This is a genomic window from Serratia sp. LS-1, from assembly GCF_003719595.1.
GTDB lineage: Bacteria > Pseudomonadota > Gammaproteobacteria > Enterobacterales > Enterobacteriaceae > Serratia > Serratia ureilytica.
The window spans coordinates 4,565,129-4,589,777 of sequence record NZ_CP033504.1 but is presented as its reverse complement, the minus strand read 5'-3'; the positions used below and the strand labels follow the sequence as shown (position 1 = coordinate 4,589,777).

The following is a 24,649-nucleotide window of genomic DNA, read 5'->3' as shown; positions in this document are numbered from 1 at the left end:
GGGGTTGCGCAGCGCATTTTACTCAGGCTTTGGCGGTTTTCAGCACCGGCGTCTGCGCACGCAGGAACGGCAGCAGGAACAGCGCCGACAGGCAGGCGGCGATGGAAATCACCACAAAGAAACCGTTCCAGTGCCAGATTTCCATCACCCGCGCGATCGGGTAGCCGGACAGCGCCGCGCCCAGGTAGGCGAACAGGCCGACGAAACCGGTCGCCGCGCCCGCCGCATCTTTATGCGAGCACTCCGCCGCCGCCATGCCGATCAGCATCTGCGGGCCGAAGATGAAGAAGCCGATGGCGAAGAAGCAGCAGGCCTGCAGCAGGTAGGTGACGCCCGGCATCAGCCACAGCGCCGCCACCGACAGGAAGATGCCGATGGCGAAGATCAGGTTCATCGGGCCGCGGTTGCCGCGGAACAGCTTGTCGGAACCCCAACCGGCCACCAGCGAACCGATAAAGCCGCCCACTTCAAACAGCGAAATGGCCGAGTTGGCGGTCATCAGCGAATAGCCCTTTTCCTGCGTCAGGTAGAGGTTGCCCCAGTCGTTGATCGCGGTGCGCACGATGTACACCAGCACGTAAGAGACCGCCAGCAGCCAGATGTACTTGTTGGTCAACACGTAGCGCTTGATGATCTCGCGGTTGCTCAGCCCCTGGCCTTCCGATTCCTGCACCAGCTCCATGGCGTCGTTGCGCCATTTGCCGACGCTCGGCAGCCCCAGGGTGGATGGCTTGTCGCGCAGGCGCCAGCACATCAGCAGGCCGAGCACCACGCCGATGATGCCGGGAATGATCATGCCGTAACGCCAGCTGAAGTGCAGCGAGATAAAGCCCACCAGCAGCGGGATCAGCGCGCCGCCGACGTTGTGCGAAGTGTTCCAAATCGCCCACCAGCTGCCGCGCTCGGAGCGCGAATACCAGCTGGTGAGGATTTTGGAGCACGGCGGCCAGCCCCAGCCCTGGAAGAAGGCATTGAGGATCCACAGCGTGCCGAGCATCAGCAGCGAAGAACTGAGGCCGAAGAAGATATTCAGCACCCCGGTCATGATCAGGCCCAGCCCCATAAAGTAACGCGGGTTGGAACGATCGCTGATCATGCCGGAAATGAATTTCGAGCAGCCGTAGGTGATGTAGAACAGCGTGCCGAGGATGCCGACGTCGGACATCGTCAGGCCCAGATCGCTCAGCATCGCCGGCATGATAAAGTTGAAGCTTTTGCGCGTGAAGTAAAACGCGGCGTAGCCGATGTACATGGTGCACATCAGCTGGATGCGCCAGTATTTGTAGCTGGCGTCGATCTGCCGTTGATCGGTGACCTGCGGCGCATCCGGGCGGCTTTTAAGGAAAGACCACATGTGGAACCTCAGAGGATTGAATAAAGTGCCGCTATGATGCTCCCCGCGCGCGCGGGAGGCTTACGCCGGATTCCCGACGCGGTTAGGAGTTTTTCCTAGTTTTGCGCTTGCGCCGGTGAAACTGTGGGCAAGATCACACTCAAACAGGCGCCCCGCTCAGAGGTGAGCCGCAGGCTGCCGCCGAGAGCGCTGATGCGCTCCTGCATGCCGCGCAGGCCGTACCCCGGCTGATGGTGGTCCGCATCGAAGCCCACGCCGTTATCGCGGATGGTCAGGGCAATCTGCGGCGCGGCGCCTTTGCGCGGCTGCAGACGCGCGTCCAATTCCAGGCGGCTGGCGCCGGCGTGGCGGCACACATTGGTCACCCCTTCCTGGCACACCCGGTACAGCGTGATTTTCAGCGTTTCATCCAGCAGTTCGTCCGGCACCTGCCACTGCATGCTGCTCACCAACGAGGCGTCCTGCGGCAGCGACTCCCGCAGCATCGCCGCCACCGCCGCCGACAGCGGCAGGTTGTTCAGCGCCGCCGGCCACAGCTGGGTCAGCACATCGTGCACCCCATCGTAGACCCGCAGCGCTAACGCATCGATGGTGTCGGCGCAGCCGATCACCGCCGGCTCCGGCGCCAGGCGTTTAACGATGCTGGCCTGTGTGCGGATCACGGTGATGGTCTGCCCCACTTCATCGTGCAGCTCGCGCGCCACCTCGCGCCGGGTTTGTTCCTCCGCCGTCACCAGCGCCCGGGCCAGCTGCCGGTTCTCCGCCAGCCGCAGCCGCAGCTGCTGATTCAGTTCGCGCTGGCGCTGAATACCGGCGCCCAGCAGCAGCCCGGTCAGGCTCTGGGCCAGCAGCGACAACAGCAAGTCGCGGTGCGACTCGGGCTGCGGCGGCTCGTTGACCATCAACGCCACGCCGTTGAGCAGCGTCGCCAACAGCGCGCCCTGCCAGCCATAACGGTAAGACATGAACACGATCGGGATCGCCAGGCAGAAAGGCGCAAAGCGGCGCAGCTCGGCGGCGTTAACCTGCTGCTGCAGCCAGATGCTGAATGCAAACAGCAGCAGATAGCTGGCCAGGTGGCCCAGGCGCAGCTCCACCGGCTTGTGGATCAGCCCCGGCTCCAGCGGCACCCAGATTTGGCGCGCCAGATAGTGCCACAACAGCAGGCAGGTCGGCGCGATGGTGAAACCGCCGGTCAGGCCGAGCAGCAGCGCGCGGGCGCCTTCGCCGCTCACCAGCTGCCACACAAGCGCCTGCAGCAAAGCGGCGGCGGCGACCACCGCGCCCTGCAACAGCGGCCAGCGCCATTCGCTGTCGCTCTGCTGATGGCGCAGCAGCCACGGCGAGGCCAACAGGCTGAGCAGCACCGTCAGCACCAGCACCGCCACCGACGCCCACAGCGCCGGGCCGTAGCCGTACTGGTCCGCCAGCAGCGCCATCAGCAGCAGGTCGGCCAGCAGGATCCCCGGCCAGAAACGGTACGGGCTCTGCAGCAAAATGCCCATGCGCAGGCCGAACGGGAACAGCAACAGCGCCTGCCAGGGCGGGTCGATCAGCGCGGTGCCAATGCCCCACAGGCAAAATGCGCTGGCGGCATAAATGAAGAACAGCGCCAGCTGGGTGATCAGACGCTGCGTCACAGGTTCAGCATCCGTCTGGCCAGCTCAACGTTATTGGTGATGCCCAGCTTGGCGAACAGGTTGGCGCGATGCACATGCACCGTCTTCGGCGACAGCCCCAGCGCGGCGGCGATCTCGCGCACCTCCTGGCCCTGCGCCAGCAATAGCGCGATCTCGCGCTCGCGGCGGGTCAACGGATCCACCTTCACCCGCGCCAGCTGCTGGGCGATTTCCGGCATCAGATAGACGCCGCCGCCGGCGACGGTGCGCACGGCGGTGATCAGATCTTCCGGCTTGCAGCGCTTGGAGAGAAAGCCGCTGGCGCCGCGTTCCAGCGCCATTTCCACCAGCGCCGGATTATCGTGCATCGACAGCATCACCACGCGGATGCCGGAGGGAATGTCCGCCAGCAGATCCAACCCGCTGCCGTCGGGCATCGAAATGTCGCAAATGCAGATTTCCGCCTCCAGCCCCGGCAGGCCGGCGCGCGCCTGCGCCGCGCTGCTGAACTCGCCCACTACCTGAATATCGGCCTCCAGCGACAGCAGCTGCACAAAGCCCGAACGCACAATGTCATGATCGTCGATAAACGCCACGCGCAGGGTCATGGAAATCTCCGGTTAGAAGGGGAAGTGCGCAAGTATACCGTATGCACACACCGGAATAATTGATGAAGAGAATGTATTGGCGGAAATTACCGGGTGCGCAAGGCACCCGGCGGGAGGGATTACAGGCTGGAAGGCGCCGTTTTATTCTGCGGGAGATGGCACCAGTTGTTTTTATCCACGATGCCGCCGTTCGGCGAGGTGTAGCCGAGGCAACCGAGGATGGTGTCGAACAGCTCGACGTGGCGATGCGTTCTGCCGATGCGTTGCTGCGCCTGCAGTTGCTCAAAGGCGCTGAGGTGCTGCGGGTTCTCGAGGAACTTGTCCGACGCCCACACCATCATCGGCACGCGGAATTGTTCCGGCGGCGCCATTTCGCGCGGCGTGCCGTGCAGGTGCGTATTCTCGCCGATCGACTCGCCGTGATCGGCGGCATAGAACACGATGGCCTTCTTGTCCCGCACCTGGTCGATCACATTACTGATAAAGCTGTCGGTATACAGCACCGTATTGTCGAAGGCGTTGATCAGCTGCGCCTTGGTGCAGGAGTCATCCACCCCCATGCACTCCGGCTGATAGCGCGCATAGCTGCGCGGATAACGCTGCGAGTACAGGTAGTGCGAGCCTTTGGTATGCAGGATCACCAGGTGTTTGCCCTTCGGATAACGCGCCAGCGACTCCTTCATTTCGTCCACCAGCAGCATATCGTCGACCGCCTTGCCGTCGTTGCGCTTCTCGGACGCGATCATCTCGCGGAACGAATAGTTGTTCACCTCGGTGTTGTTGTAGAACCACACCTCACTCTGCATGGCGAACAGCTCGGAAGAGAAGCCCAGTTCCTTCATCACCGCGAACACGTTTTGCTCTTTCAGCGTGCGTTGCGGGTTGTCCTCGGTGCCGCCTTCGCGCACGAACATGCAGCGCAGCGACAGCTTGGTGGCGGTGTCGCACGACTCGCCGCGGAACGCCACCAGATTCTTCTCTTTCGACAGGCGCGGCGTAGTATCGCGCTCGTAGCCCAGCATGCCCATGTGATCCCAGCGCGTGGTCTCGCCGATGATGAACACCACGTAGGTATCGTCGATGTCCGCCGGCGGCACATAGGTAAAGTGTTTGCCCGGATCGAACAGCGTGCTCTGATCCTGACTTTCGTCATAGCGGGTATAGGCGAACAGCCCCAGCGCCGACAGCCAGTTAGACGGCAGGTACGAGTGCGCCACCACGCCGCCGTAGCTCGGCAGATCGACGTTGGCGAGCTTCTCCTGCACGCTTTGCTCGTCGTCCAGCATGCGCAGCGGCAGCCAGACCAACGCTACTACCGCCAACAACACCAGCAGCGGTTTGATGCGGTGACCGGGGGTTTTCAGCTGTTCGATCAGGGTGAAGCGCAGGCTGTTTTTCCAGATCAGCAGCAGCGGCAAGGCGCTGAGCGCCACCATCCACAGCACGAAATGCAGGCCGACCACCTCTTTCGACAGATCGATATCGGTGGTCATCACCGACACCACGATGCCGTAGCCGATCACCACGTTGAAAAACGTCATGTAGTAGCTGGCGGCAACCGAGATCAGCACCAGCAGCGAGGCGACGATGCGATAAAACAGCCGGCCGCCGAGCGACACCAGCCGCATGATGAAGAACGTGAACAGGACGATAGCGATGACTTCCGTCACCGCCGAAATAAGCTTAATTCCCTGAATGCCGTGCGCCAGCGAATCAAAACGGCGATAAAAAACGGACAGGTTTAGAAAGATGCCGATATAGATCGCTAACAATAACGATAAATTCTGCTGTGATAGCGATTTAACTTTGTTCATGTAACGCGGTGGCTCCGGGGACGGTGTAGCGGTTCTGACTCAGTCAGACACTGATTGCGGCTTCTGGTTCAGCCAACCGGCAATAAGCGTTATTTTGCGAGTAATAATCAAGAGAATTCTCACAAAACGGGCAAAATTTACCGCTTTTTTGAGCACTTTTCAGACGGGATATCAAAGAAAATGGAGGGATAAACCCTCCATTTTTTCCATGATGTCGGCAAAAAACTTACTTAACGTTCAGCGTAACGTCGATATTGCCGCGGGTGGCGTTGGAATACGGGCACACCACGTGCGCCTTTTTCACCAGATCTTCCGCCACGCTGCGCTCGATGCCCGGCAGCGAAATATCCAGCTGCACTTCGATGCCGAAGCCGTTCGGGATTTCACCGATGCCGACGGTGCCGTCGATCTTCGCTTCGGCCGGGATTTTGACCTTTTCTTTCGCCGCGACAAACTTCAACGCGCCGAGGAAACAGGCCGAGTAACCGGCGGCGAACAGCTGCTCGGGGTTGGTGACTTCGCCGCCGGCGCCGCCCATCTCTTTCGGTACGCCCAGTTTCACGTCCAACACGCCGTCGGAGGAGGTTGCACGGCCGTCGCGGCCGCCGGTTGCGGTGGCGTGAGCGCGGTAAACCACTTTCTCAATAGACATCGTTCATTCCTTCTTGCTGGTTGGCGAGATGACAACGGCCCCCGCGAGGGGTAGCCGGTCACATATATATCTTTTACGATTAAATCGTGCACTACTTATTTTTGACGCTTATTAACCAGTGTAGACCACCCCTGCCGTTCTTGCGTCCGGCGTCGGTGGGTCAAATCTGATCGATCAGGCTGCCGCGCAGCTTTTCCAGCTGCTGTTTGAGCGAGACGATCTCGTCCAGGCTGCAGTCGGTGGCGCACATCACCGCCTCGGGCACCGACTGCGCCCGTTCACGCAGCGCGCGGCCGGCTTCGGTGAGCGCGATGATCACCTGGCGCTCGTCGGTAGTGGCGCGATAGCGCACCAGCAAACCGGCGGTTTCCAGCCGTTTCAGCAGCGGCGTCAGCGTGGCGGAATCGAGGAACAGCCGCTCGCCGATATCCGATACCGTCACCCGATCGCGTTCCCACAGCACCATCATCACCAGATACTGCGGGTAGGTGAGCTCGAGCTGATTCAACAGCTTGCGGTAGACTTTGTGCAGCGCCAGGTTGGCGGAGTACAGCGCGAAACAGAGCTGCTGATCGAGCAGCAGCAGGTTCTTCGCGTTGGGTTGTTCGGTATCGGTGCTTTTCATGTGAGTGAATATAGATAGCGCACGATGTAATCGCAAGCTATTTCTTGTGAGGTATGCTACATTTTTTTCATGCAGAGGATGCCGGGAGGGAAAGGAAATGACGAATACGCTTGCAGAACGCGCGCGCCGCTACGCCACCAAGGCGCATGCGGCCATCGATCAGCGCCGCAAATACACCAACGATCCGTACATCGTCCACCCGCAGGCGGTCATGGAGCTGGTACGCAGCGTGCCGCACACCGAAGAGATGCTGGCGGCCGCCTGGCTGCATGACACGGTGGAAGACACGCCCACCACCCTCGGCGATATCGAAAGCCACTTTGGGCCGCAGGTAGCGGAGCTGGTGCGGATGTTAACCAACGTCAGCCACGCCGAGGACGGCAACCGCTTCGAGCGTAAAAACCGCGATCGGCGCCACAGCGCCAGCGCATCGCCGCAGGCCAAAACCATCAAACTGGCGGATCTGATCGACAACACCCGCTCGCTGCTGGACTACGACAGCCACTTCGCCCAAACCTATCTGATCGAGAAACAGCGCCTGCTGGAAGTGCTGACCGAAGGCGACCCGACGCTGTGGCGCCAGGCCAGCCATATCGTCGAACAGGGGCTGCTCAGATTACAGCAGCCGCCGCACAACGTGCCGGCCAGCTGGTTTGAGCACGCACGCCGGCGCTACCGCGAGAACGACGCGGCCTGATCAGAAGGTCACCACCGTTTTCAACGCCGTCACCCAGGCGTCCTGCGTTTCGCTGACGCCCGCCGGATGATGCCAGTATTGCAGGCCCGGCTGCAGCTGCAGCCACGGCGTGACGTTAACGCGGTAGTACAGCTCCGCCGTCACCGAGTGGCCCGGCACCGGCCGGTAGTTCGGATCGTGATAATCGCTGATGCCGCTCATCTCGTTGAGGTAACGCTGATTGTCTTTATAGCGATCGCTCAGTTTCACCACCGAAACGCCCAGCCCCAACCAGTCGTCCGGCCGCGCATCGAACAGCCCGCGATAGCGGATGCCGGTCGAAGTGGACCAGTGCAGGTAGTTGCTGCGCTGATCCCCCAGCCCCAGGCTGTAGAACACGCTCAGGCCACGGTTGACGTCATCCGCATGGCGCGTCACCTGCTGGTTGAAACCGGTATACAGGAACCAGGTGCGATCGTGGCTGCGATAGCCCTGCGGATCGCTGGCGCCCGGCCCGCCGGATACCCCTTCATAAAGATCGCTCTGGCGCGCGTTGGTGAACAGCACGCCCAGGTTATACACCCCCGGCAGCTGGTTGACGGCGTGGGTTTTCAGCTCCACCTCCATCGGCAGCAGGAAGCCTTTGCTGCCCTTGGTGGACCAACTCCAGGCGTGGCTGCGGCTGGGGGCGCTCGGGTTCTGCTCCATCACGCCGCCCTTGAGCGTCAGGCCGTCGGTCAGCTTGTATTGCAGCGTGGTGCCCCAGTAATGCACGTTCCAGTTGTACCAGGTCAACGAGTTGGCGGACTTGCCGCCGCACAGCGTCAGCGTCTGAAAATCGCAGGGGATGATCTGATCGAAATCCTGCACCTTGTTCATCATGCCGATACGCCATTGCAGCCGGCTGTCGAGGAAGGAACGGCTGAAGGTCAACCAGCCCAGCCGGGTGATCGACTGCCCGCCAAAGCTCTCCTGCGACAGATCGGTCAGGCCGACGCGCGGATCCTGCAGCCGATCGCGGGTCAGGTTGTTGTCATGGTTGCGGTTGACGATATTGCCTTCGATCGCCGCATCCGGAATGCCGGTCAGCGCCTGCAGATCCTGGCTGAAGGTCAGCGAAAATTGGTCGATGTACGACGCCTGTTTATCGTGGTTGTAACCGCCGCCGGCGTTATACGACAGCTGGCTGAGGTAGCCGAGATTATAGTGGAAACCGTGATCCTCCAGGATCGGCCTGATCCCCAGCATATCCCCCAACAGCCCAGGCTGCGGCGGTTCAAAGCCGAGCGCCACCCCTTCCCATTTGGCGGTGGGAGCTTCAACGTCCTTGCCGGTTTGCAGCGTTTCCGCCTGCGCCTGGCTACAGAGCAGCGCCAGCGCCGCCAGGGTCATGGAACGAGGTAATAAGCTTTTCATCATTATTATATTTCTCCGCATAACGGCTGACTGCGGGCAACAGCATTCCCTGGGAGAGAATTTCCCATCATGAACAGCAGCGAATAAGGTTAGTTAACGCCCGGCGTTTGCCGCCGGGCTGAAGGGTTAGCGCCGGTCTTTCAGGCTGGCGCCGTTGCTGTGGATCACATCGCGATACCAGTAGAAACTCTTCTTGCGGCGGCGCTCGAGGCTACCGTTGCCGGCATCGTCTCTGTCGACGTGAATGAAGCCGTAGCGCTTCGACATTTCGGCCTTCGAGGCGCTGACCAGATCGATCGGCCCCCAGCTGGTGTAGCCCATCACCTCGACGCCGTCGTCGATCGCCTCGGCCACCTGCACCAGGTGGTCATTGAGGTAGTTGATGCGGTAGTCGTCGTTGATGCTGCCGTCGGCCTCGACGCGGTCTTTGGCGCCCAGCCCGTTCTCGACGATGAACAACGGCTTCTGATAGCGGTCGTACAGCACGTTGAGCAGGTAGCGCAGCCCGATCGGGTCGATTTGCCACCCCCACTCCGAACTGGCCAGGTGCGGGTTCGGCACCATATCGAGAATGTTGCCGCGCGCCGTTTCATACTGCTCCGGGTCGGCGGTAACGCAGCCGCTCATGTAGTAGCTGAACGAGATGAAGTCGATGGTTTCGCGCAGCGTTTGCCGATCTTCCTCGGTGATCGCCACCTGAATGCCGTTTTCACGGAAGAAGCGCTGCATGTAGGCCGGGTAATAGCCGCGCGCCTGCACATCGCCGAAGAACAGCCAGTCGCGGTTTTGCCGCTGGGTTTCCAGCAGATCTTCCGGCTTGCAGCTCAGCGGATACAGAATGCCGCCCAGCAGCATGTTGCCGATTTGCCCCTCCGGCACGATCTCGTGACAGGCCTTCACCGCTCTGGCGCTGGCCACCAGCTGATGGTGGATCGCCTGATAGACGGCGCTCTTGTCGCTCTCTTGCGGCAGGCCAACCCCGGTGAAGGGCGCGTGCAGCGACATGTTGATCTCATTGAAGGTCAGCCAGTATTTAACCTTGTGCTTATAGCGTTCGAACACGGTGCGCGCATAGCGCTCGAAGAAATCGATGGTGCGGCGATCGCCCCAGCCGCCGTAGCGCTTCACCAGACCGTAAGGCATCTCATAGTGCGACAGCGTGATCAGCGGCTGAATGCCGTATTTCGCCATCTCATCGAACAGCCGATCGTAAAACGCCAGCCCGGCTTCGTTCGGGGTCTCTTCATCGCCCTGCGGGAAAATGCGCGTCCAGGCGATCGAGGTGCGCAGGCACTTGAAACCCATCTCGGCGAACAGCGCGATATCCTCCGGGTAACGATGATAGAAATCGATCGCCACGTCCTTGATGCCGCTGTCGCCCGCCGTGCGCGGCGTGATGGCGCCGAAGATGCCCTGCGGCTGCAGATCGGAGGTCGACAGCCCCTTGCCGTCGGCCTGATACGCGCCTTCTACCTGGTTCGCCGCTACCGCGCCGCCCCACAGAAAATGTTGCGGAAACTTGCCGTTCATCGCTTGCTCCTCAATTAACGTAATAAAGTCAGCAGCGGCGCCTGTTCCTGCACCGGAGACAGGCCGCTGGTCAACACGTCCACGTAGTCATCGCTGTTGCTGATGATGATCGGCGTGGTGGTGTCATAGCCGGCGGCATGGATCGCCGCCTGGTCGAACTCGATCAGCAGATCGCCCGGCGCGATCCGCTCGCCTTCCCGCACGTGGGCGGTGAAATGCGCCCCGTCGAGCTTCACGGTATCGATGCCGACATGGATGAGAATCTCCGCGCCGTCGTCCGATTCGATGCCGATGGCGTGTTTGGTTTTGAACAGCGACGCCACGCTGCCGCTCACCGGCGCCACCACTCGCCCCTGCTGCGGCGCGATCGCCACCCCTTTCCCCAGCAGGCCGCTGGCGAAGGTCGCGTCGTTCACCTGTTCCAGCGGCACGATGTCGCCGGCGATCGGGCTGAGAATGGCCTGCTTGCGGTTAAGCGGCGCGGCGGCTTCAGGCGGCGCCGTCTCTTCCGCCGGCGCGACGCCGAACAGGTAGCTGGCCAGCGCGGCGAACACAAACGACAGCAGAGTGCCGCCGATCGCGCCCCACACCGTGGCGTCGATGCCGCCGTTGGGAATGATTTGCGCGAAGGTGAACACGTTCACCAGGCCGAACGAGTAGACCGAGGTATGGAAGTAACCGATCACCGCCCCGCCCAGCGCGCCGCCGATGCAGCCGAAGATGAACGGACGCTTGTTCGGCAGGGTGACGCCGTACACCGCCGGTTCGGTGATGCCGAAAATCCCCGCGCCGATGGCCGAACCGGACAGCGCCCGCAGCTTGGCGTCGCGGGTGCGCAGCATCACGCCCAGCGTGGCACCGACCTGCCCCATCACCGCCGGCAGCAGCAGCGGCACCATGGTGTCGCGCCCCAGCACGCTCAGGTTGTTGATCATCAACGGCACCAGCCCCCAATGCAGGCCGAAGATCACGCACACCTGCCACATCGCCCCCATGAAAGCGCCGGCGATGATCGGGTTGAAGGCGTAAATGGCCTGATAGCCGTTGGCCAGCAGATGGCTGAGCCAGGTCGCCGCCGGGCCGATCAGCAGGAAGGTCAAGGGCACGGTGATCGCCAGACACAGCAGCGGCGTGATGAAATTGCGCAGCGCGCTGTGGATCACCCGGTTAAACAGCGGCTCCAGACGGCAGGATACCCAGGCCGCAAAGATGATGGGGATCACCGACGAGCTGTAGTTGATAAAAGTCAGCGGAATGCCGAAGAAATATTCGCGCACCGCGCCCGGCTGTTGCGCCGCCTCAAACGCCGCCATCATCAGCGGATGCGTCAACGCGCCGCCGATCGCCATGGTGACGAACGGGTTGCCGCCGAATTTTTTCCCGGCGGTGTAGCCGAGCATGATCGGGAAGAAATAGAACAATGCGTCGCTGGCGGCGAACAACATTTTAAAGGCGCCGCTGCTTTCCAGCAGCCAGCCGCAGGCCAGGCTCAGCGCCAGCAATCCCTTCAACACCCCCGAGGCAGCCATCACCCCGAGCAATGGGGTGAAGATGCCGGAAACCACGTCGATAAAGCGGCTGAGCAGATTGTCTTTTTTACCGTCCGCATCGCCGCCGCTCGACGCGCCTTCGGCCAACCCGCCGACCCGGTTGACCGCATCGAACACCTCGGCCACGTGGTTGCCCACCACCACCTGAAACTGGCCACCGCTCTCCACCACCATGATGACGCCCGGGTTTTTCTTCAGCGCTGCCGCGTTGGCGCGGCGGTCGTCACGCAGCTTGAAACGCAGGCGGGTGGCGCAATGCACCAGGCTTTTCACATTGTCGCGGCCACCGACGCCGGCCAAAATCTCACTGGCTAATGTGTCATATTTCATACGGTTATCCTTAGACTTCGCGTTCTGCCGATCCCGCATTTGCGCTGGCCTGGCGCAGGAGCGAAATTCGGCGCAAAAAAAAACCTAAACCTCGCGGCCTCTGCCCCATCGGGGAACAGAAACGCGAGGTTTAGGTTTTGCCTGCCGCAGCAGTAACAACCCTAAATCGGTTGAGTTATGACGTTAACACCGCAGATTTTAGCGGAGCAAGGCTTTGCGACGGCAAATTGCCGAACTGTGATCGCAAAGGCAAAACGGCCTCAATGCGCGAAATAATGCATGCCGCCCTCTACCGGGATCACTGCGCCGATGATATATCGCGCGAGCGATAGAGAGGGATGAGAGAGTATCGCCCGGCCTCACGTCAAAAAAACATAAGATTAACTAACCTAATAATTCACTATCAAGCTAAAGCGAAACACGCATTTTCCAGCGGCCAATCGGCTTTTCTGGCAATATTCGCAGCCATTAAGGCAAATACATCGCCAAACCTCATCGAATATTGTTATCATTCCACGATATTCACCCGCGTAAAAATCACCGTGCGCAATTGAATACGGCAAATAAACATCAGAATAACTAATTAAAACAACTAGACAAAAATCACACGGGGGATTATTACTGGTCAACGCTTAATCGAGAGTAGGGATGACAGTCACCATGGTGTTGCGTACTGATGTAGGACGGATTTTGATTACCGGCGCCGGCGGCCGAGTCGCCACCGCGTTTCGCCAGGCAGTGGGCGATCGCTATGCATTGCGGCTGGCGGAACGAGATCTCGCTCTGTTGCGCGATCGCCGGCCCGGCGATGAGGTCATCAGCTTCAACATCGCCGATCTCGACGCCTGCCGTGAGGCCTGCGCCAATATCGACACCGTGTTGCACCTGGCCGCCGATCCGGCTCCCGACGCCGATTTTTGCGGTTCGCTGATGGACAACAACATTCTCGGCACCTTCAATATCTTCCGCGCGGCGAAAGACGCCGGCTGCCGCCGGGTAGTGTTCGCCAGCAGCGCGCAGGCGGTGGAAGGCTACCCGCTCGATTATCAAATCCGCCCAGATGACGCGCCGAAGCCGAAAAATCTGTACGGCGCCAGCAAGGCGTTCGGCGAAGGCATCGCCGCCTATTTCGCCCATCAGGAGGGGCTTTCCGCCCTGTCGGTACGCATCGCCAACTTCACCACTCTAAGCCGGGGCGAACAGCTTAGCGCCCGCGACATGAGCGCTTTTCTCAGCCATCGCGACGCCGCCGATCTGCTGGATCGCTGTATTCGTGTCGAAGGGGTGCAATATGCGGTGGTGCACGGGGTTTCCAATAACCGCTATACGCGTTTGTCGCTGGAAGAGACCCGTCGCCTGCTCGGCTACGCCCCGCAGGACGATGCGTTCAGCCAGCTCGGCTTTGAGTGAGCGCGGCGGGGAACCCCGCCGCACATTATCGTTTACCCGTTGGCGTAGGCCACTTTTTCGGCCTGACGGTGGGTGAACAGCACCAGCAACAGCGCCAATCCGGCAATAATAGCCCCCATCACCGGCACGAAGCTGTATCCCAGCCCGGCGGAGACTACCGCGCCACCGGCGGCGGCGCCCAGCGCATTGCCCAGGTTAAAGGCGCCGATGTTGACCGAGGACGACAGGCCCGGCGCTTCGCTGGCGACACGCATCACGCGCATCTGCAGCGGCGGCACCACGGCAAAGGTCGCCGCACCCCAAATCACCATGCTGACCGCGGCGCCGATTTCACTGCGCGCCAGGAACGGGATCACCAGCATAATGACCACCAGCAGCAGCAAGAAACCCTTCAGCGTCGCGCTCTCGGAGCGGTCGGCGAATTTACCGCCCAGGTAGTTGCCGATGGAGAAACCGACGCCGATCAACACCAGCATGACCGTCACGAACAGCGGCGTCGCATCGGTGATGTGCTGCAACACCGGCGAGATATAGGTATAGAGCGTGAACATCGCGCCCGCGCCCAGCACGGTCGTCAGCAAGGCGGACAGCACCTGCGGGCGTACCAACACCGACAGCTCGCGTTTCACATCAGGCCGCGCGCCGGCGCTGCCTTTCGGCAACGAGAACCACAGCCCCAGCATGGCGATCACCCCTAGCCCTGCGGTGGCCAGGAACGACATGCGCCAGCCGATGGTTTCACCCAGCCAGGTCGCAGCGGGCACCCCGCCGATATTGGCGATGGTCAACCCCATAAACATGGTCGCCACGGCGCTGGCCTGTTTCTCCTTCGGCACCACGCTGGCGGCCACCACGGAACCGAGACCAAAGAACGCGCCGTGGTTCAGGCTGGTGATAATGCGCGACAGCATCAGGGTGGTGTAGTCAGGCGCAATGGCCGACAGCACGTTACCCAGGGTAAAGATCGCCATCAGGAAGATCAGCGCGCTTCTGCGTGCCCGGTGAGAAAGCAGCAACGTCATCAGCGGTGCGCCGACCATTACGCCAACGGCGTAGGCGCTGATCAACATGCCGGCCATCGGGATGGAGACATCCACCCCTTTGGCGATGGTCGGCAGCAACCCCATCGGGGAAAACTCGGTCGTGCCGATGCCGAACGCCCCCACCGCCAGGGCTAATAAGGGAAAGTTAATTTTCATTCAACAACTCCGGTTAACCGCTGCCGAAGCGCGGGAAAGTTAAGATGCCAAAAGTATGACATTGATCACACCAAAGATAAGCAGGCAGGAGGCTAAAAGACTTTTGCGATTTTGTTAAAAATCGTGGGAAAAAACAGCCGCCGACTCTATCTCAGCAATGCGCCGGCAAGCAATAGCCGCCGTCGCCCGAGCGCACATCGGGTTCATTCTCGCCACCTGGCCCACCCGCCATACCGGCTCACCGGCGGCTACCGAGACTATTGAACACAGAGCAAAAGTGTTTTGTTATTGTGCGCGTTTTTAGAATTAAACGACGAAATATAATGGCCTCAGTAAAACATCAATGCCCTACGACCTAATTCACATAGAGGGAAGCGCCATGCTTTTTGACTCGTATTCTTTAAACGGTTTATTGCTGAACAATCGCATCGTCATGCCGCCAATGACCCGCTCTCGTGCCGGCGCCGGCGACGTCGCCACCGACATGATGGCTGAATATTATGCCCAGCGCGCCAGCGCCGGGCTGATCGTCAGCGAAGGCACGCAGATCAGCCGGCAGGGCCAGGGTTATGCCTGGACGCCCGGCATTTACACCCCGGAACACATCGCCGGTTGGAAAAAAGTCACCGACGCCGTACATCATGCCGGCGGCAAGATCTTCGCGCAGCTTTGGCACGTCGGCCGCGTGTCGCATACCATTTTACAGCCTGGCCACGCCGCGCCGGTCTCCTCCTCCGCCATCCAGGCCGACGGGGTCAAGGTGTTCGTGGATGTCGAAGGCCGCGGGCCGGAGCATGGCGTGGGTGAAATGGTGCAGCACTCCGCACCGCGCGCCTTAACGCGGGAAGAAATTCCGGCGATCGTCAACGACTACGCCCAGGCGGCCCGCAACGCCATCGCCGCCGGTTTCGACGGCGTAGAGCTGCACGGCGCGAATGGCTATCTGATCAATCAGTTTATCGACTCGCGGGAGAATCAGCGCGACGACGAATACGGCGGTTCACTGCAAAATCGCCTGCGTTTCCTGCGGGAGGTGGCGCAGGCGGTCGCGGACGCCATCGGCAAAGAGAAACTGGGCGTGCGCCTGGCGCCGCTGACCACTCTGATGGGCTCGCAGGACGATACCCCGGAAGCCACCTATCTGGCGGCGGCCAGCGTGCTGAACGATATCGGCGCCGCTTATATTCACATCGCCGAAGCGGATTGGGATGATGCCCCGGTGATGCCGGCGGCGTTCAAAGAATCGCTGCGCCTGATTTTCCGCGGCACGCTGATTTACTCGGGCAAATACACGCCTGAACGCGCTGAAGAAGCGCTGGCCAAAGGTTGGGCAGACTTGATCGGCTTCGGCCGCCCGTTCATCGCCAACCCGGATCTGCCTCACCGCCTACAGCACGGGCTGGCGCTGAATGCGCCAATCAAAGAGAAATTCTTCGGCGGCAGCCGGGAAGGCTACACCGATTACCCAGCGATCGGGTAAATACATTCAGCCCCCCGAGCTTGGAGGCGGGGGGCTTCGCCGGCCAGGCAAACAACGCTCTTAAAAATAAGCGACATAATCCAGATTTTCAGTGTCCGCACGATAAAGAAAAAAATCGAAAACCTTAAATATAAAATAATAAATTAAACATTTTCATTGCAATTTCTTATTAGAATACAAAATAACAAAGCATATAAAAACAATATAATTTGAAACAAAAACAATGAAAAAAACGAAAATAAAAACGGAAAAGACAATATTAATTGGAGATTTAAACACATAGTCCGTATTGACCGAACAGGGTTGAATATATACACGAACGTGTAAATATCTTTCTGAACAGCGCTACTGTGGCGCTGCATTGATTAAGGAAAGATCTTATGTCTAAATCACCTATTGGCACTACAGCCACGACAGGACAGAAATGCCCGGAAAGCGGCGTCTGGGAAGTGGTTGGCAAACCCTCAACCACAGCGCCAATCGCTAAAGGCAATATCATGCCTCCTTATGGCGGCAAAGGGGTCACCTGGAAATTGATCCAATACGCATAATCCGTCGTCTTCAGGCCTCTTTTTTCAAAAGGGGCCTCGCAGAAAAATCCTATGACGCCTTATTTTATACCCTCCCGTTGCGCACTTTGCCCGATCGCATTTCGATGTTCCGTTGCAGTTCGCGCAGCCCGCCGGCCAGGAAGCAGGCTTCCGCCAGCACGAACAGCGGGCCGATGATCAGGCCCGTCACGTCGTCCATAAACGCCGGTTTTCGTCCCTCCCAGAAATGTCCGACAAACTGAAACAGCCAGCCGATGACGAAACCGCCGATGCCGACGCTCAGCCACGCCGTCGTCGATAGCGACGCCACCCAGGCGCCGACCCCGAGGCACAGCAGCAGCAACGCCAACATCATGACGCCAAGCCGCAGACTCAGCCGCAGGTAATAGAGAGCCGACACGATCACCACCGCGCAGGCCGGCGAAAACGGCAGCCATCCCGCGCCCCATGCCGGCCGGGAGAGCCGCGCCAGCAGGCTGACGACGATCAGGGGGATGCCGATAAAGTGCGTGACGATATTGCGCGCATCGCGATGATAGGCGGCATAAGCGGCAAGTTGATCTTCCAGACTTCGCATGTTGACCTCCGGTATGTACGGCCTTCGTCGCCGAACGCGTGCAGCCGCATGCGGCTGCCCTTACCCATAGCTTAGCGCGGGATCACCAATACCGGTTGGCCAATCTCATCCAGCAGGCCACGCGTGACGGAGGCGTTCAACCAGCGCCCCAACGAAGACAGGTGGCGGTGCGAGATGATCAGCAAATCGCAGTTGAACAGCGCCATCTGTTCCGGGATCACCTCGATGGGCGTCCCCGCAGCCAGCAAGCCCTGGGCGTTGAAACCCTGCTGTTTCAGCGCCCGCGTCACCTGCCCGACCTGCTTTTCCGCCAGCGCCTCTTCCCGTTGCGCGGCGGGATACTCCTCGCGCTCCTCGCTGTCGAAACGCAGGCCGCTACGGCTGAGCGTGAAGGCATTGTCCACCACCGTCAGTACGATCACGTCGCCGATGCTGCCTTGCAGGCGCGCCATAAAATCCAGGGCATTGCCGCTGTGCTCAAAGCAGTCCACCGCCAATAACACTCTCTTAATCATAACAATCCTCGTTCGGCTGAGTTAAATCGCGCCCTTGAAGTTGGCTTCGCCCTTTTTCCAATACCCCTTGGCAAACAGCGCCGCACGGGAGACGCCCATTTCGTTGATAAAGCGCGCCTTCAGGTATGCGGCGATCTGCTGCTCGCAGGCCAGCCACACCTGCCCTTCGCCGGGCGGCAGTTCGCAATGGCTGACGGCCTGCACCAGCGGGCTGTTCATCACGCTGTCAAAATGGCGCGTGCGAATTTGCCAGCTGTTCACCTGCAAGAAGGAACAATCGACATCCTGAATCTCCTGCGCATCGCCCACTTCGGCGAACCACAGCACCGGCAACGGGTCGGACAGCGAGGCGAGAATGGTGCGCATGGCGGGCAACGCGGTCTCATCGCCCAGCAACAGCAGCCAGCGAGTTTGCGGCAACAATCGGAAGCCGCCGGAACAAGGGCCGGCGAACCCCAGCTTGTCGCCCGGCATCGCGTCGCGCGCCCAGTTCGACGCCGGGCCTTCGCCGTGCAGTACCATATCGATATCGAAGGTGCGGGCGAGTTTGTCGATGCCGCTCAGGGTGTAAGCCCGCCCGGCCAGCGTGTCGCGCCACGGGAAGAACACTTTGACCCAACTGGCCGGCTCCTGCGCGCGCGGATCGGCGATAAACTTATCCACATCATCGCCGCTCAACGTGATGCGACGGATCCGGGCGGTGACTTGCCGCACGGCGCTCACCCGGGCCTCCCGTTTGCGGCGGGTGTCCCTTTCCAGCATCTCGTCGACAATCTTATTCAGCGTGTTGTGCATCAGCCTTCTCCTGTGGCGCCGCAGACGGGTAGGTGTGTTCCCAGCCGCCGCCCAGCGCTCGATAGATATTCACCACGGCGATCGCCGTCTCCTCCTCTGAAACAATTTGCGCGGACTGCAGATCCAGCAGCGCGCGCTGCGTGCTCAGAACGTGGATAAAATCGCTGGCGCCGTTCAGATAGCTGTCGCGCGCCAGCGCAAACGCGTGTCGGTTGGCGGCCAGCGCCTCGGCCAGGTGCGTCTGGCGGCGCTGCTGGGCGCGATAACCGGCAAGCGCGTCGTCAATCTCGTGCCAGGCGCGCAGCACCGTTTTCTGGTAGGCGATGGCCATTTCCTGCTGCCGGTATTCGCTCAGGCGCACCCGTTGGGTGATTTTCCCCCCGTCGAACAGCGGCAAATACAGGGCGGGGCCGATGGCGAAGGTATGCGTGGACCAACTGCCCATATCCGCCAGCGCCAACGCCTGATAACCCGCATTGCCGGTCAGCGTGATGCGCGGGTAGTAGTCGGCGGTGGCGACGCCGATCTCGGCGGTCGCCTGATGCAAACGCTCCGCCGCTTCGCGAATATCCGGCCTGCGCAGCGCCAGATCCGACGGCACCCCCATCGGCACGGCGCGCGCCAGCGTCGGCAGCGGCCCCGTCGGCGACAACATCGCTGTCAGCGCGCCCGGTCGCTCGCCCAACAGCAGGCTGATGGCGTTGATCAAGCGTTCCTGCCGATCGAACAGCGCCGGCAGCAGGGCATCCACCTGCGCCAACTGCACCTGCGCCTGATCGACATCCAGTTCGTTGCCCGCGCCGCTCTGATAACGGTTTTGCGTCAGCTGCAGCGTGCGCAGCGCCGTAGTGCGGTTTTCCTGCGCCACCGCCAGCTGTTGCTGCGTGGCGCGCAGGCGCAGATAGTCGCTCGCCACCTCCGCCGTCACCGACGTCAGCAGTGCGCGCCGGTTCTCCTGCGAAGCGGCGAAGCTGGCGCGCGCACTTTCCGACGCGCGACGCAGCTTGCCCCACATGTCCAGCTCCCAGGTGGCGCTGGCTCCGCCGCGCCAGAGGTTATAATCCGCCTCTCCGCCGTTGCCGGACGGATCCATGCTGCCCACCGAGGTGGCGCGTTGGCGCAGATAAGCGCCGTCCAGACTCAGATCCGGCATCAGCGCCGCCTCCGTCACGCCCAGCAGGGCGCGGCTTTGTTGCATGCGCGCCGTGGCGAGCTGCAGATCCAGGTTGCCGGCCGCCGCGCGCTGCACCAGTTGCGACAGCGACGCATCGTTGAATATCGACCACCAGGCCACCGGCAGCGCCCCGCCGCCGGCCTGCTCCCCCCAGCTTTCGGGCAGCGCGTTCTGCGGCCGAGCGTAGTCCGGCCCTACCGCCCGGCAGCCGCTCAGCGCAATCAGCAGCAGCGGGATCACGACTCTGTTCATTGCAGGCCCCCGTCCAGCGTATTGATGCTGACGTCCGCAGACATGCCGACGCGCAGGGCGCTCAGCAAGGCGGCGTGCTCTTTGTTGATATCAAACACAATCTTCACCGGGATGCGCTGAACGATCTTGGTGAAGTTGCCGGTGGCGTTCTCCGGCGCCGCGGCCGCGAAGCTGACGCCGGAAGCCGGCGCGATGCTGTCCACCAGCCCTTTCAGCGTTTGGCCGGGAAAGGTATCGATATGGATGTCTACCGACTGCCCGTGCGCAATGTTTTCCAACTGGGTTTCCTGGTAGTTGGCGATGATGTACAGCTTGTCCTGCGGCACGATGGCCAGCAGCGCATCGCCCGGTTTGACGAACTCCCCGACCCGCAGGCTTTTCTTGCCGATCACGCCGCCGATCGGCGCGGTGATACGGGTGTAAGACAGGTTCAGCTCGGCCATCGCTTTCTTCGCCTGCGCCAGCATCAGCTCGGCATCGCTGTCCGCCAGCTTGGCTTGCAGCACCTGCTCCATGTTTCGCGCCGCTTTGAGCGTCGCCTCCGCCTGCGCCACATTGGCGGAAAGCGTGTGCACCCGCGTTGTCGCCTGCTGCGCCGCCTGCTGCGACCCCGCACCGCTGCTGGCCATTCTCTGGTAGCGGTTCTGCTCCTGGCGCGCAAACGCCAGCTCCGCCTGCGCCGCCTGCCGCTCCGCCAACGCGGCGGCGATCAGCGCGCTCTGTCGGGTCAGGTTGGCCCCGGCGTCGTCCTGCCGGGCGCGGGCGGATTGCTCCTGGGCCGTCGCCTGCGCCAGCGCGACGTTGAATTCACGCGGGTCGATCACCGCCAGCAATTCCCCCTGTTTGACCCACTGGTTGTCCCTGACCAACACCTGCGCAATTTCACCGGCAATCTGCGGAGAAATACGCGAGATATCGGCGCGAATATAGGCGTCGTTGGTATTCTGCTGTGTTTCTTTAATAAAGAACTTATTGATTAATAACCCCAGCGTAATGACGGCAACCGCCAATACGGCAACGGCGACTTTCTTGTTAGCCATAAAAGTGACTCCACTTAATATTTATGTCTGATGATAAAATGTCAGGCAGCGACCGAACGCGGCGGGTAAATACGGGTCGGCATAACTAAAATCAGCGCGGTCAGTAATAACGCCAGGCCGGCAACCAACAGATAAAGATCGGCGCTGGCCAGCACGTGGCCCTGCCGGGCGGCAAGCTGCGCCAACTGCTCCGCCGATCCCGATGCGCGGCTATAGGCCGAGCCGAAGCCGTCGGCGATCGTACCGGCGTGATAATCCCCGCGCTGCCGGCTGAGCAGTGCGATGGCGCCGCCGGCCGCGGTGGCGGCGAAACCTTTCACCGCGTTGAACCAGGCCGCCGCAAACGGCCCGTCGGTCGGCAACAGCCCGCCGGTCGCCTGCATCAGCAACGGGATGATCGCCATCGGTTGAGCAATCGCCTGCAACAGTGCGATGACGCGAAACGTGTCGCCGTTCCATTCCGGCGTCAGCTGGGCGGCCAGTACGCAGGCGGTGGCCATCAACAGCAGGCTGATCGCCAGCACCCAGCGGCAATCCACCCGCGGCGTATTGCAAATTATGGCGACGATCGGCAGCGTAATTAATTGCGGCAACGCCACCCACAGCATTAAGTCGGAGGTTTGTTCCTGACGGTAACCCTGAATCGCGGATAAATATCCCGACGTGATATTGACCAGCGACACCATAATTAACAGCACGCCACCCAGCGTAATTAAGGAGAAGGACAAGTTCCTTTTGCTTAATAGCTGCAAATTGAAAAAAGGCAGCGGGTGATACCATTCGTTAATCAGAAATAATGCCAATAGCCCAATGCCGCCCAACAATAAAACGTAGATCAGCGGCGAGTTCAGCCAGTCGAGGCGCTCCCCCTGTGAGATGCCCATCGTCAGCATGCCGAGCGCCATGCCGCCGAGCAGCAGGCCGCGCCAGTTGAACTGCCGCAGGCGCTCCAGCCGCAACGGATCCTGCGGCAGGCCGTAACCGATGCACACGGCGGCGATCGCCATCAGCGGCAGGTTCCAGTAGAAATATCCGCTCCAGCCCCAGTGAAAGGCGAAGGCGGCGGCGGTGGCGCCCAGCGTAGCGCTCCAGGCCGAGACCCAGCCGTAGGCGCCCAGCCCCAGCACCTTGATCAGCGGCGGCATAAAACGCAGCACCACCGTCATCAGCATCGGCGGCAACGCGCCGCCGGCGAAGCCCTGCAGGCTGCGCACCGCCAGCAGCACGCCATATTGTTCTCTCAGCCAGGGCGTCAGCAGCCCGCCGGCCAGGTAAATGCCGCACATCGTCAGCGCCACCCGGCGCAGCGAAAAGGTCGGCCAAAAACAGGGCGTGAACCCGGAACCGATCACAAAACCGGTGACGTAGCACGTGGTCAGCCAGCTGCCGGCATCGAAACTCAGCAGCATGCCGCCCTGTATATCCGCCAGCGCGAACTTGCTGGCGTTTTCCCCCACGCCGCTGGCCATCACCGCCAAAAACACGCCGAACAACCCCAGCCAGGTACGGCCGTTGATTTCGCCGGCGCTGGCGAGCCATCTATTCTTGTGATGCGGCGTAACAGACACCTCAACCATTCCCCACTCCTGCTGTTTCAGCCTCAATCTTTGTTGTCGTGGGCAGTATCCGGGCTTATTTGGATTGTTTAAAATGAAATGATGTAATTAACTAGTTGCACAAAACGCAATCCATTGAGCGCACCACCACCGGAGAGGCCATGCCGCAAAAAATTGATTTCAACCTGATCTATGCGCTGAATCTGCTGCTGGAAGAAGGCAGCGTGAGCGGCGCCGCCGAGAAGATGAATCTGAGCGCGCCGGCAATGAGCCGCATTCTGGGGCGCATCCGCCGGCAGTTCGACGATCCGATCATGGTCAGGGCCGGCAAGCATCTGGTGCCGACGCCGCGCGCGCTGGAGTTGAAACGCCAGCTCGGCGATATCATCGAACAGGCCGCCGCGCTGATCGCGCCGAGTGAATCCTTCGAGCCCGGCAAGCTGACCCGAACCTTCACCATTCGCGCCAACGACATTTTTATCGGCGCGCTGGCGGGCGGCCTGCTGGAGACGCTGCGGGACATGGCGCCGTTAAGCGGCCTGAAGTTTATCGCAGAAAGCGACGGCGAGGATGATGCGCTGCGCAGCGGCAAGGTGGATCTGGTGATCGGCTCCTCACGCGACTGGCACCCGGAAATCAAGACGCAGAGCCTGTTCACCAGCACCTTTCAGGCGCTGGTGCGCCCTGGGCACCCAATTATCGGCCGGGTAACGCCCGAAACCCTGACTCATTACCCGCATATCAGCGTCTCCCGCCGCGGGCGCACGCAAGGGCCGATCGACGACGCGCTGCGCGATCTCGGCCTGCAGCGCAACGTCGCCCTGACCCTGCCGGGCTTCCATTCGGCGATGATGCTGACCATGAAATCGGACTTTATCCTGCCGCTGCCGCGCCACGTGCTGCAGGGGGTGAGCAACATCCACCTGCCGTTGGCGGAGATCGAGCTGCCGCTCGAGCTTGAATCGGTGTTTATCGTCCAGGCCTGGCACCCGCGCCTGGATCGCGATCCGGCGCACCGCTGGCTGCGGCAGACCATCAAGCAGTTCTTTTTGCAGCGGGAGTGAGGGGGCTATGTGTTGGGGAGAGGGACGCTCGCGACAGAACCCAAATACGCCTGCCAGATAAGCCGGTAATATGGCATTTTGCCGAAGCCCTGCGCATACTCAGACGTCTTGGGTAAACCGCGCAACGCGGGCAATGGCATCGATATTCCATTTCGCCAAGCACGAAAACAGAAAGGAAGTCATGTCCAGGGAGGCACAAATGGCCAAAGCGTATTATTGGAAAAGTCAGGTGTGGGGCGTGACTTACTTTTTTATCGCGCTTTATTACATCTATTCTTTCCAGGACATGGTGAATATCGCACTTTCGTTGATCCTCTCCATCCTGAGCTTTTTACTGTATCCCTGTGCTAAAAAAGGCACTGAAATGGCCGCCCTGCAGTTCACGAGTGAAGAATTTTGGCACCGCGGACTGTTCGCCGATACCATAGGCAAAAATGGCGTGCTGATCCTGTATTATGCATTCTGTTATGTCATGGCCCTGCCGCTGGGCGCCCTGTATCTGCTTGCCCTGTTTCTCAGAAATAAAAAGGCCGCGTAAGCGGTTTTTACGTCAACGGCTTACTGCCTCATAGTCCTTCTTCATGAACGTTTCTTCTACCCACGCAAGCTGCGCTATCACAAAGCGAAAGAAGCAAATTACCCCTACCGGAGCCGACAATCACAGAGGAGATTGGGAGACATTGATTGGCGGAAGATCACAGGAGTCGAACCTGCCCAGGACCGCTGGCGGCCCCAACCGGATTTGAAGTCCGGCCGCCCCACCGGGGACGAGGATCTTCCTTGGAGAAGAGAAGAAGCAAGGCGCTGATTATAGCGCAGTTTGTTCGCTGCGCTAAGCGGGAAATGGCGGCCGCCGGCGATT

General features: G+C 60.7%; 22 protein-coding genes and 1 tRNA gene. 6 read left to right on the top strand and 17 right to left on the bottom strand.

The window, feature by feature from the left end; translation table 11 throughout:
• Nucleotides 1-22: 22 nt before the first annotated feature.
• From EDY99_RS21885 to EDY99_RS21860, 6 genes are all read right to left on the bottom strand, one after another.
• On the bottom strand, nucleotides 23-1,354 hold the full coding sequence (locus EDY99_RS21885; RefSeq protein WP_033645063.1) for an MFS transporter: 1,332 nt from the start codon (nucleotides 1,352-1,354) through the stop codon (nucleotides 23-25).
• Between the two features lie 95 nt (nucleotides 1,355-1,449).
• Nucleotides 1,450-2,994, bottom strand: a complete 1,545-nt coding sequence (gene uhpB / locus EDY99_RS21880) for a signal transduction histidine-protein kinase/phosphatase UhpB (protein ID WP_033652277.1) — start codon at nucleotides 2,992-2,994, stop codon at nucleotides 1,450-1,452.
• The gene (uhpA, locus tag EDY99_RS21875) at nucleotides 2,991-3,581 is read right to left on the bottom strand and encodes a transcriptional regulator UhpA (RefSeq protein ID WP_033645065.1); all 591 of its coding nucleotides are present in this window, start codon (nucleotides 3,579-3,581) and stop codon (nucleotides 2,991-2,993) included. Before uhpA ends, uhpB begins: the two co-directional genes overlap by 4 nt.
• A gap of 119 nt (nucleotides 3,582-3,700) precedes the next feature.
• Nucleotides 3,701-5,395, bottom strand: a complete 1,695-nt coding sequence (eptB, locus tag EDY99_RS21870) for a kdo(2)-lipid A phosphoethanolamine 7''-transferase (protein ID WP_122016879.1) — start codon at nucleotides 5,393-5,395, stop codon at nucleotides 3,701-3,703.
• Between the two features lie 226 nt (nucleotides 5,396-5,621).
• Nucleotides 5,622-6,047, bottom strand: coding sequence for an organic hydroperoxide resistance protein (locus EDY99_RS21865; RefSeq protein ID WP_004934114.1), 426 nt, complete (start codon nucleotides 6,045-6,047; stop codon nucleotides 5,622-5,624).
• Nucleotides 6,048-6,207: 160 nt separating this feature from the next.
• Complete coding sequence (locus EDY99_RS21860; RefSeq protein WP_033645067.1) at nucleotides 6,208-6,672, bottom strand: MarR family winged helix-turn-helix transcriptional regulator; 465 nt, start codon at nucleotides 6,670-6,672, stop codon at nucleotides 6,208-6,210.
• A gap of 97 nt (nucleotides 6,673-6,769) precedes the next feature.
• On the opposite strand from EDY99_RS21860, the gene EDY99_RS21855 reads away from it, so the two are divergent.
• A complete protein-coding gene (locus tag EDY99_RS21855; RefSeq protein WP_033645068.1) occupies nucleotides 6,770-7,369 on the top strand; it encodes an HD domain-containing protein in 600 nt (199 codons plus the stop codon).
• On the opposite strand, the gene EDY99_RS21850 is transcribed toward EDY99_RS21855, so the two are convergent.
• The 3 genes from EDY99_RS21850 to bglF form a co-directional block, all read right to left on the bottom strand.
• Nucleotides 7,370-8,740: a carbohydrate porin gene (locus EDY99_RS21850; protein WP_370453985.1), complete on the bottom strand. Its 1,371-nt coding sequence runs from the start codon at nucleotides 8,738-8,740 to the stop codon at nucleotides 7,370-7,372.
• 150 nt (nucleotides 8,741-8,890) lie between these two features.
• The gene (locus EDY99_RS21845) at nucleotides 8,891-10,294 is read right to left on the bottom strand and encodes a glycoside hydrolase family 1 protein (RefSeq protein ID WP_042783423.1); all 1,404 of its coding nucleotides are present in this window, start codon (nucleotides 10,292-10,294) and stop codon (nucleotides 8,891-8,893) included.
• Between the two features lie 14 nt (nucleotides 10,295-10,308).
• Entirely contained in the window at nucleotides 10,309-12,174 is a 1,866-nt protein-coding gene (gene bglF, locus EDY99_RS21840; protein WP_060660094.1) for a PTS beta-glucoside transporter subunit IIABC, read from the bottom strand.
• Nucleotides 12,175-12,834: 660 nt separating this feature from the next.
• On the opposite strand from bglF, the gene EDY99_RS21835 reads away from it, so the two are divergent.
• A complete protein-coding gene (locus EDY99_RS21835; RefSeq protein ID WP_033645071.1) occupies nucleotides 12,835-13,584 on the top strand; it encodes an NAD(P)-dependent oxidoreductase in 750 nt (249 codons plus the stop codon).
• A 32-nt stretch (nucleotides 13,585-13,616) separates the two neighbouring features.
• On the opposite strand, the gene EDY99_RS21830 is transcribed toward EDY99_RS21835, so the two are convergent.
• Nucleotides 13,617-14,783, bottom strand: coding sequence for an MFS transporter (locus tag EDY99_RS21830; protein ID WP_060660095.1), 1,167 nt, complete (start codon nucleotides 14,781-14,783; stop codon nucleotides 13,617-13,619).
• Between the two features lie 379 nt (nucleotides 14,784-15,162).
• Between EDY99_RS21830 and EDY99_RS21825 the strand changes: the two genes are divergently transcribed.
• Together EDY99_RS21825 and EDY99_RS24705 are read left to right on the top strand one after the other, a co-directional pair.
• Nucleotides 15,163-16,263, top strand: coding sequence for an alkene reductase (locus tag EDY99_RS21825; protein WP_069100555.1), 1,101 nt, complete (start codon nucleotides 15,163-15,165; stop codon nucleotides 16,261-16,263).
• Nucleotides 16,264-16,643: 380 nt separating this feature from the next.
• Complete coding sequence (locus tag EDY99_RS24705; RefSeq protein ID WP_162837995.1) at nucleotides 16,644-16,814, top strand: hypothetical protein; 171 nt, start codon at nucleotides 16,644-16,646, stop codon at nucleotides 16,812-16,814.
• A gap of 64 nt (nucleotides 16,815-16,878) precedes the next feature.
• Here the strand turns inward: EDY99_RS24705 and EDY99_RS21820 are convergent, their stop codons facing one another.
• The 6 genes from EDY99_RS21820 to EDY99_RS21795 all read right to left on the bottom strand — a co-directional run bounded on the left by EDY99_RS21820 (nucleotide 16,879) and on the right by EDY99_RS21795 (nucleotide 22,744).
• Nucleotides 16,879-17,391 (bottom strand): DUF962 domain-containing protein, encoded by a 513-nt coding sequence (locus tag EDY99_RS21820; protein WP_123062063.1) that lies wholly within the window; start codon nucleotides 17,389-17,391, stop codon nucleotides 16,879-16,881.
• A 71-nt stretch (nucleotides 17,392-17,462) separates the two neighbouring features.
• Nucleotides 17,463-17,906 (bottom strand): universal stress protein, encoded by a 444-nt coding sequence (locus EDY99_RS21815; protein ID WP_033645075.1) that lies wholly within the window; start codon nucleotides 17,904-17,906, stop codon nucleotides 17,463-17,465.
• Between the two features lie 21 nt (nucleotides 17,907-17,927).
• Nucleotides 17,928-18,701, bottom strand: a complete 774-nt coding sequence (locus EDY99_RS21810; RefSeq protein WP_033645076.1) for a siderophore-interacting protein — start codon at nucleotides 18,699-18,701, stop codon at nucleotides 17,928-17,930.
• Nucleotides 18,682-20,127, bottom strand: a complete 1,446-nt coding sequence (locus EDY99_RS21805; RefSeq protein WP_069100554.1) for an efflux transporter outer membrane subunit — start codon at nucleotides 20,125-20,127, stop codon at nucleotides 18,682-18,684. The genes EDY99_RS21810 and EDY99_RS21805 overlap by 20 nt, the downstream gene beginning before the upstream one ends.
• Entirely contained in the window at nucleotides 20,124-21,167 is a 1,044-nt protein-coding gene (locus tag EDY99_RS21800) for an HlyD family secretion protein (RefSeq protein WP_047573192.1), read from the bottom strand. The genes EDY99_RS21805 and EDY99_RS21800 overlap by 4 nt, the downstream gene beginning before the upstream one ends.
• Before the next feature lie 41 nt (nucleotides 21,168-21,208).
• A complete protein-coding gene (locus tag EDY99_RS21795; protein ID WP_033645079.1) occupies nucleotides 21,209-22,744 on the bottom strand; it encodes an MFS transporter in 1,536 nt (511 codons plus the stop codon).
• A gap of 140 nt (nucleotides 22,745-22,884) precedes the next feature.
• Between EDY99_RS21795 and EDY99_RS21790 the strand changes: the two genes are divergently transcribed.
• The gene (locus EDY99_RS21790; RefSeq protein ID WP_046688564.1) at nucleotides 22,885-23,787 is read left to right on the top strand and encodes a LysR family transcriptional regulator; all 903 of its coding nucleotides are present in this window, start codon (nucleotides 22,885-22,887) and stop codon (nucleotides 23,785-23,787) included.
• Nucleotides 23,788-23,986: 199 nt separating this feature from the next.
• The gene (locus tag EDY99_RS21785) at nucleotides 23,987-24,325 is read left to right on the top strand and encodes a colicin E1 family microcin immunity protein (RefSeq protein ID WP_123062062.1); all 339 of its coding nucleotides are present in this window, start codon (nucleotides 23,987-23,989) and stop codon (nucleotides 24,323-24,325) included.
• Nucleotides 24,326-24,472: 147 nt separating this feature from the next.
• Here EDY99_RS21785 and EDY99_RS24700 read toward each other — a convergent pair.
• Nucleotides 24,473-24,567: transfer RNA gene (locus EDY99_RS24700), tRNA-Sec, on the bottom strand.
• Nucleotides 24,568-24,649: the final 82 nt, after the last annotated feature.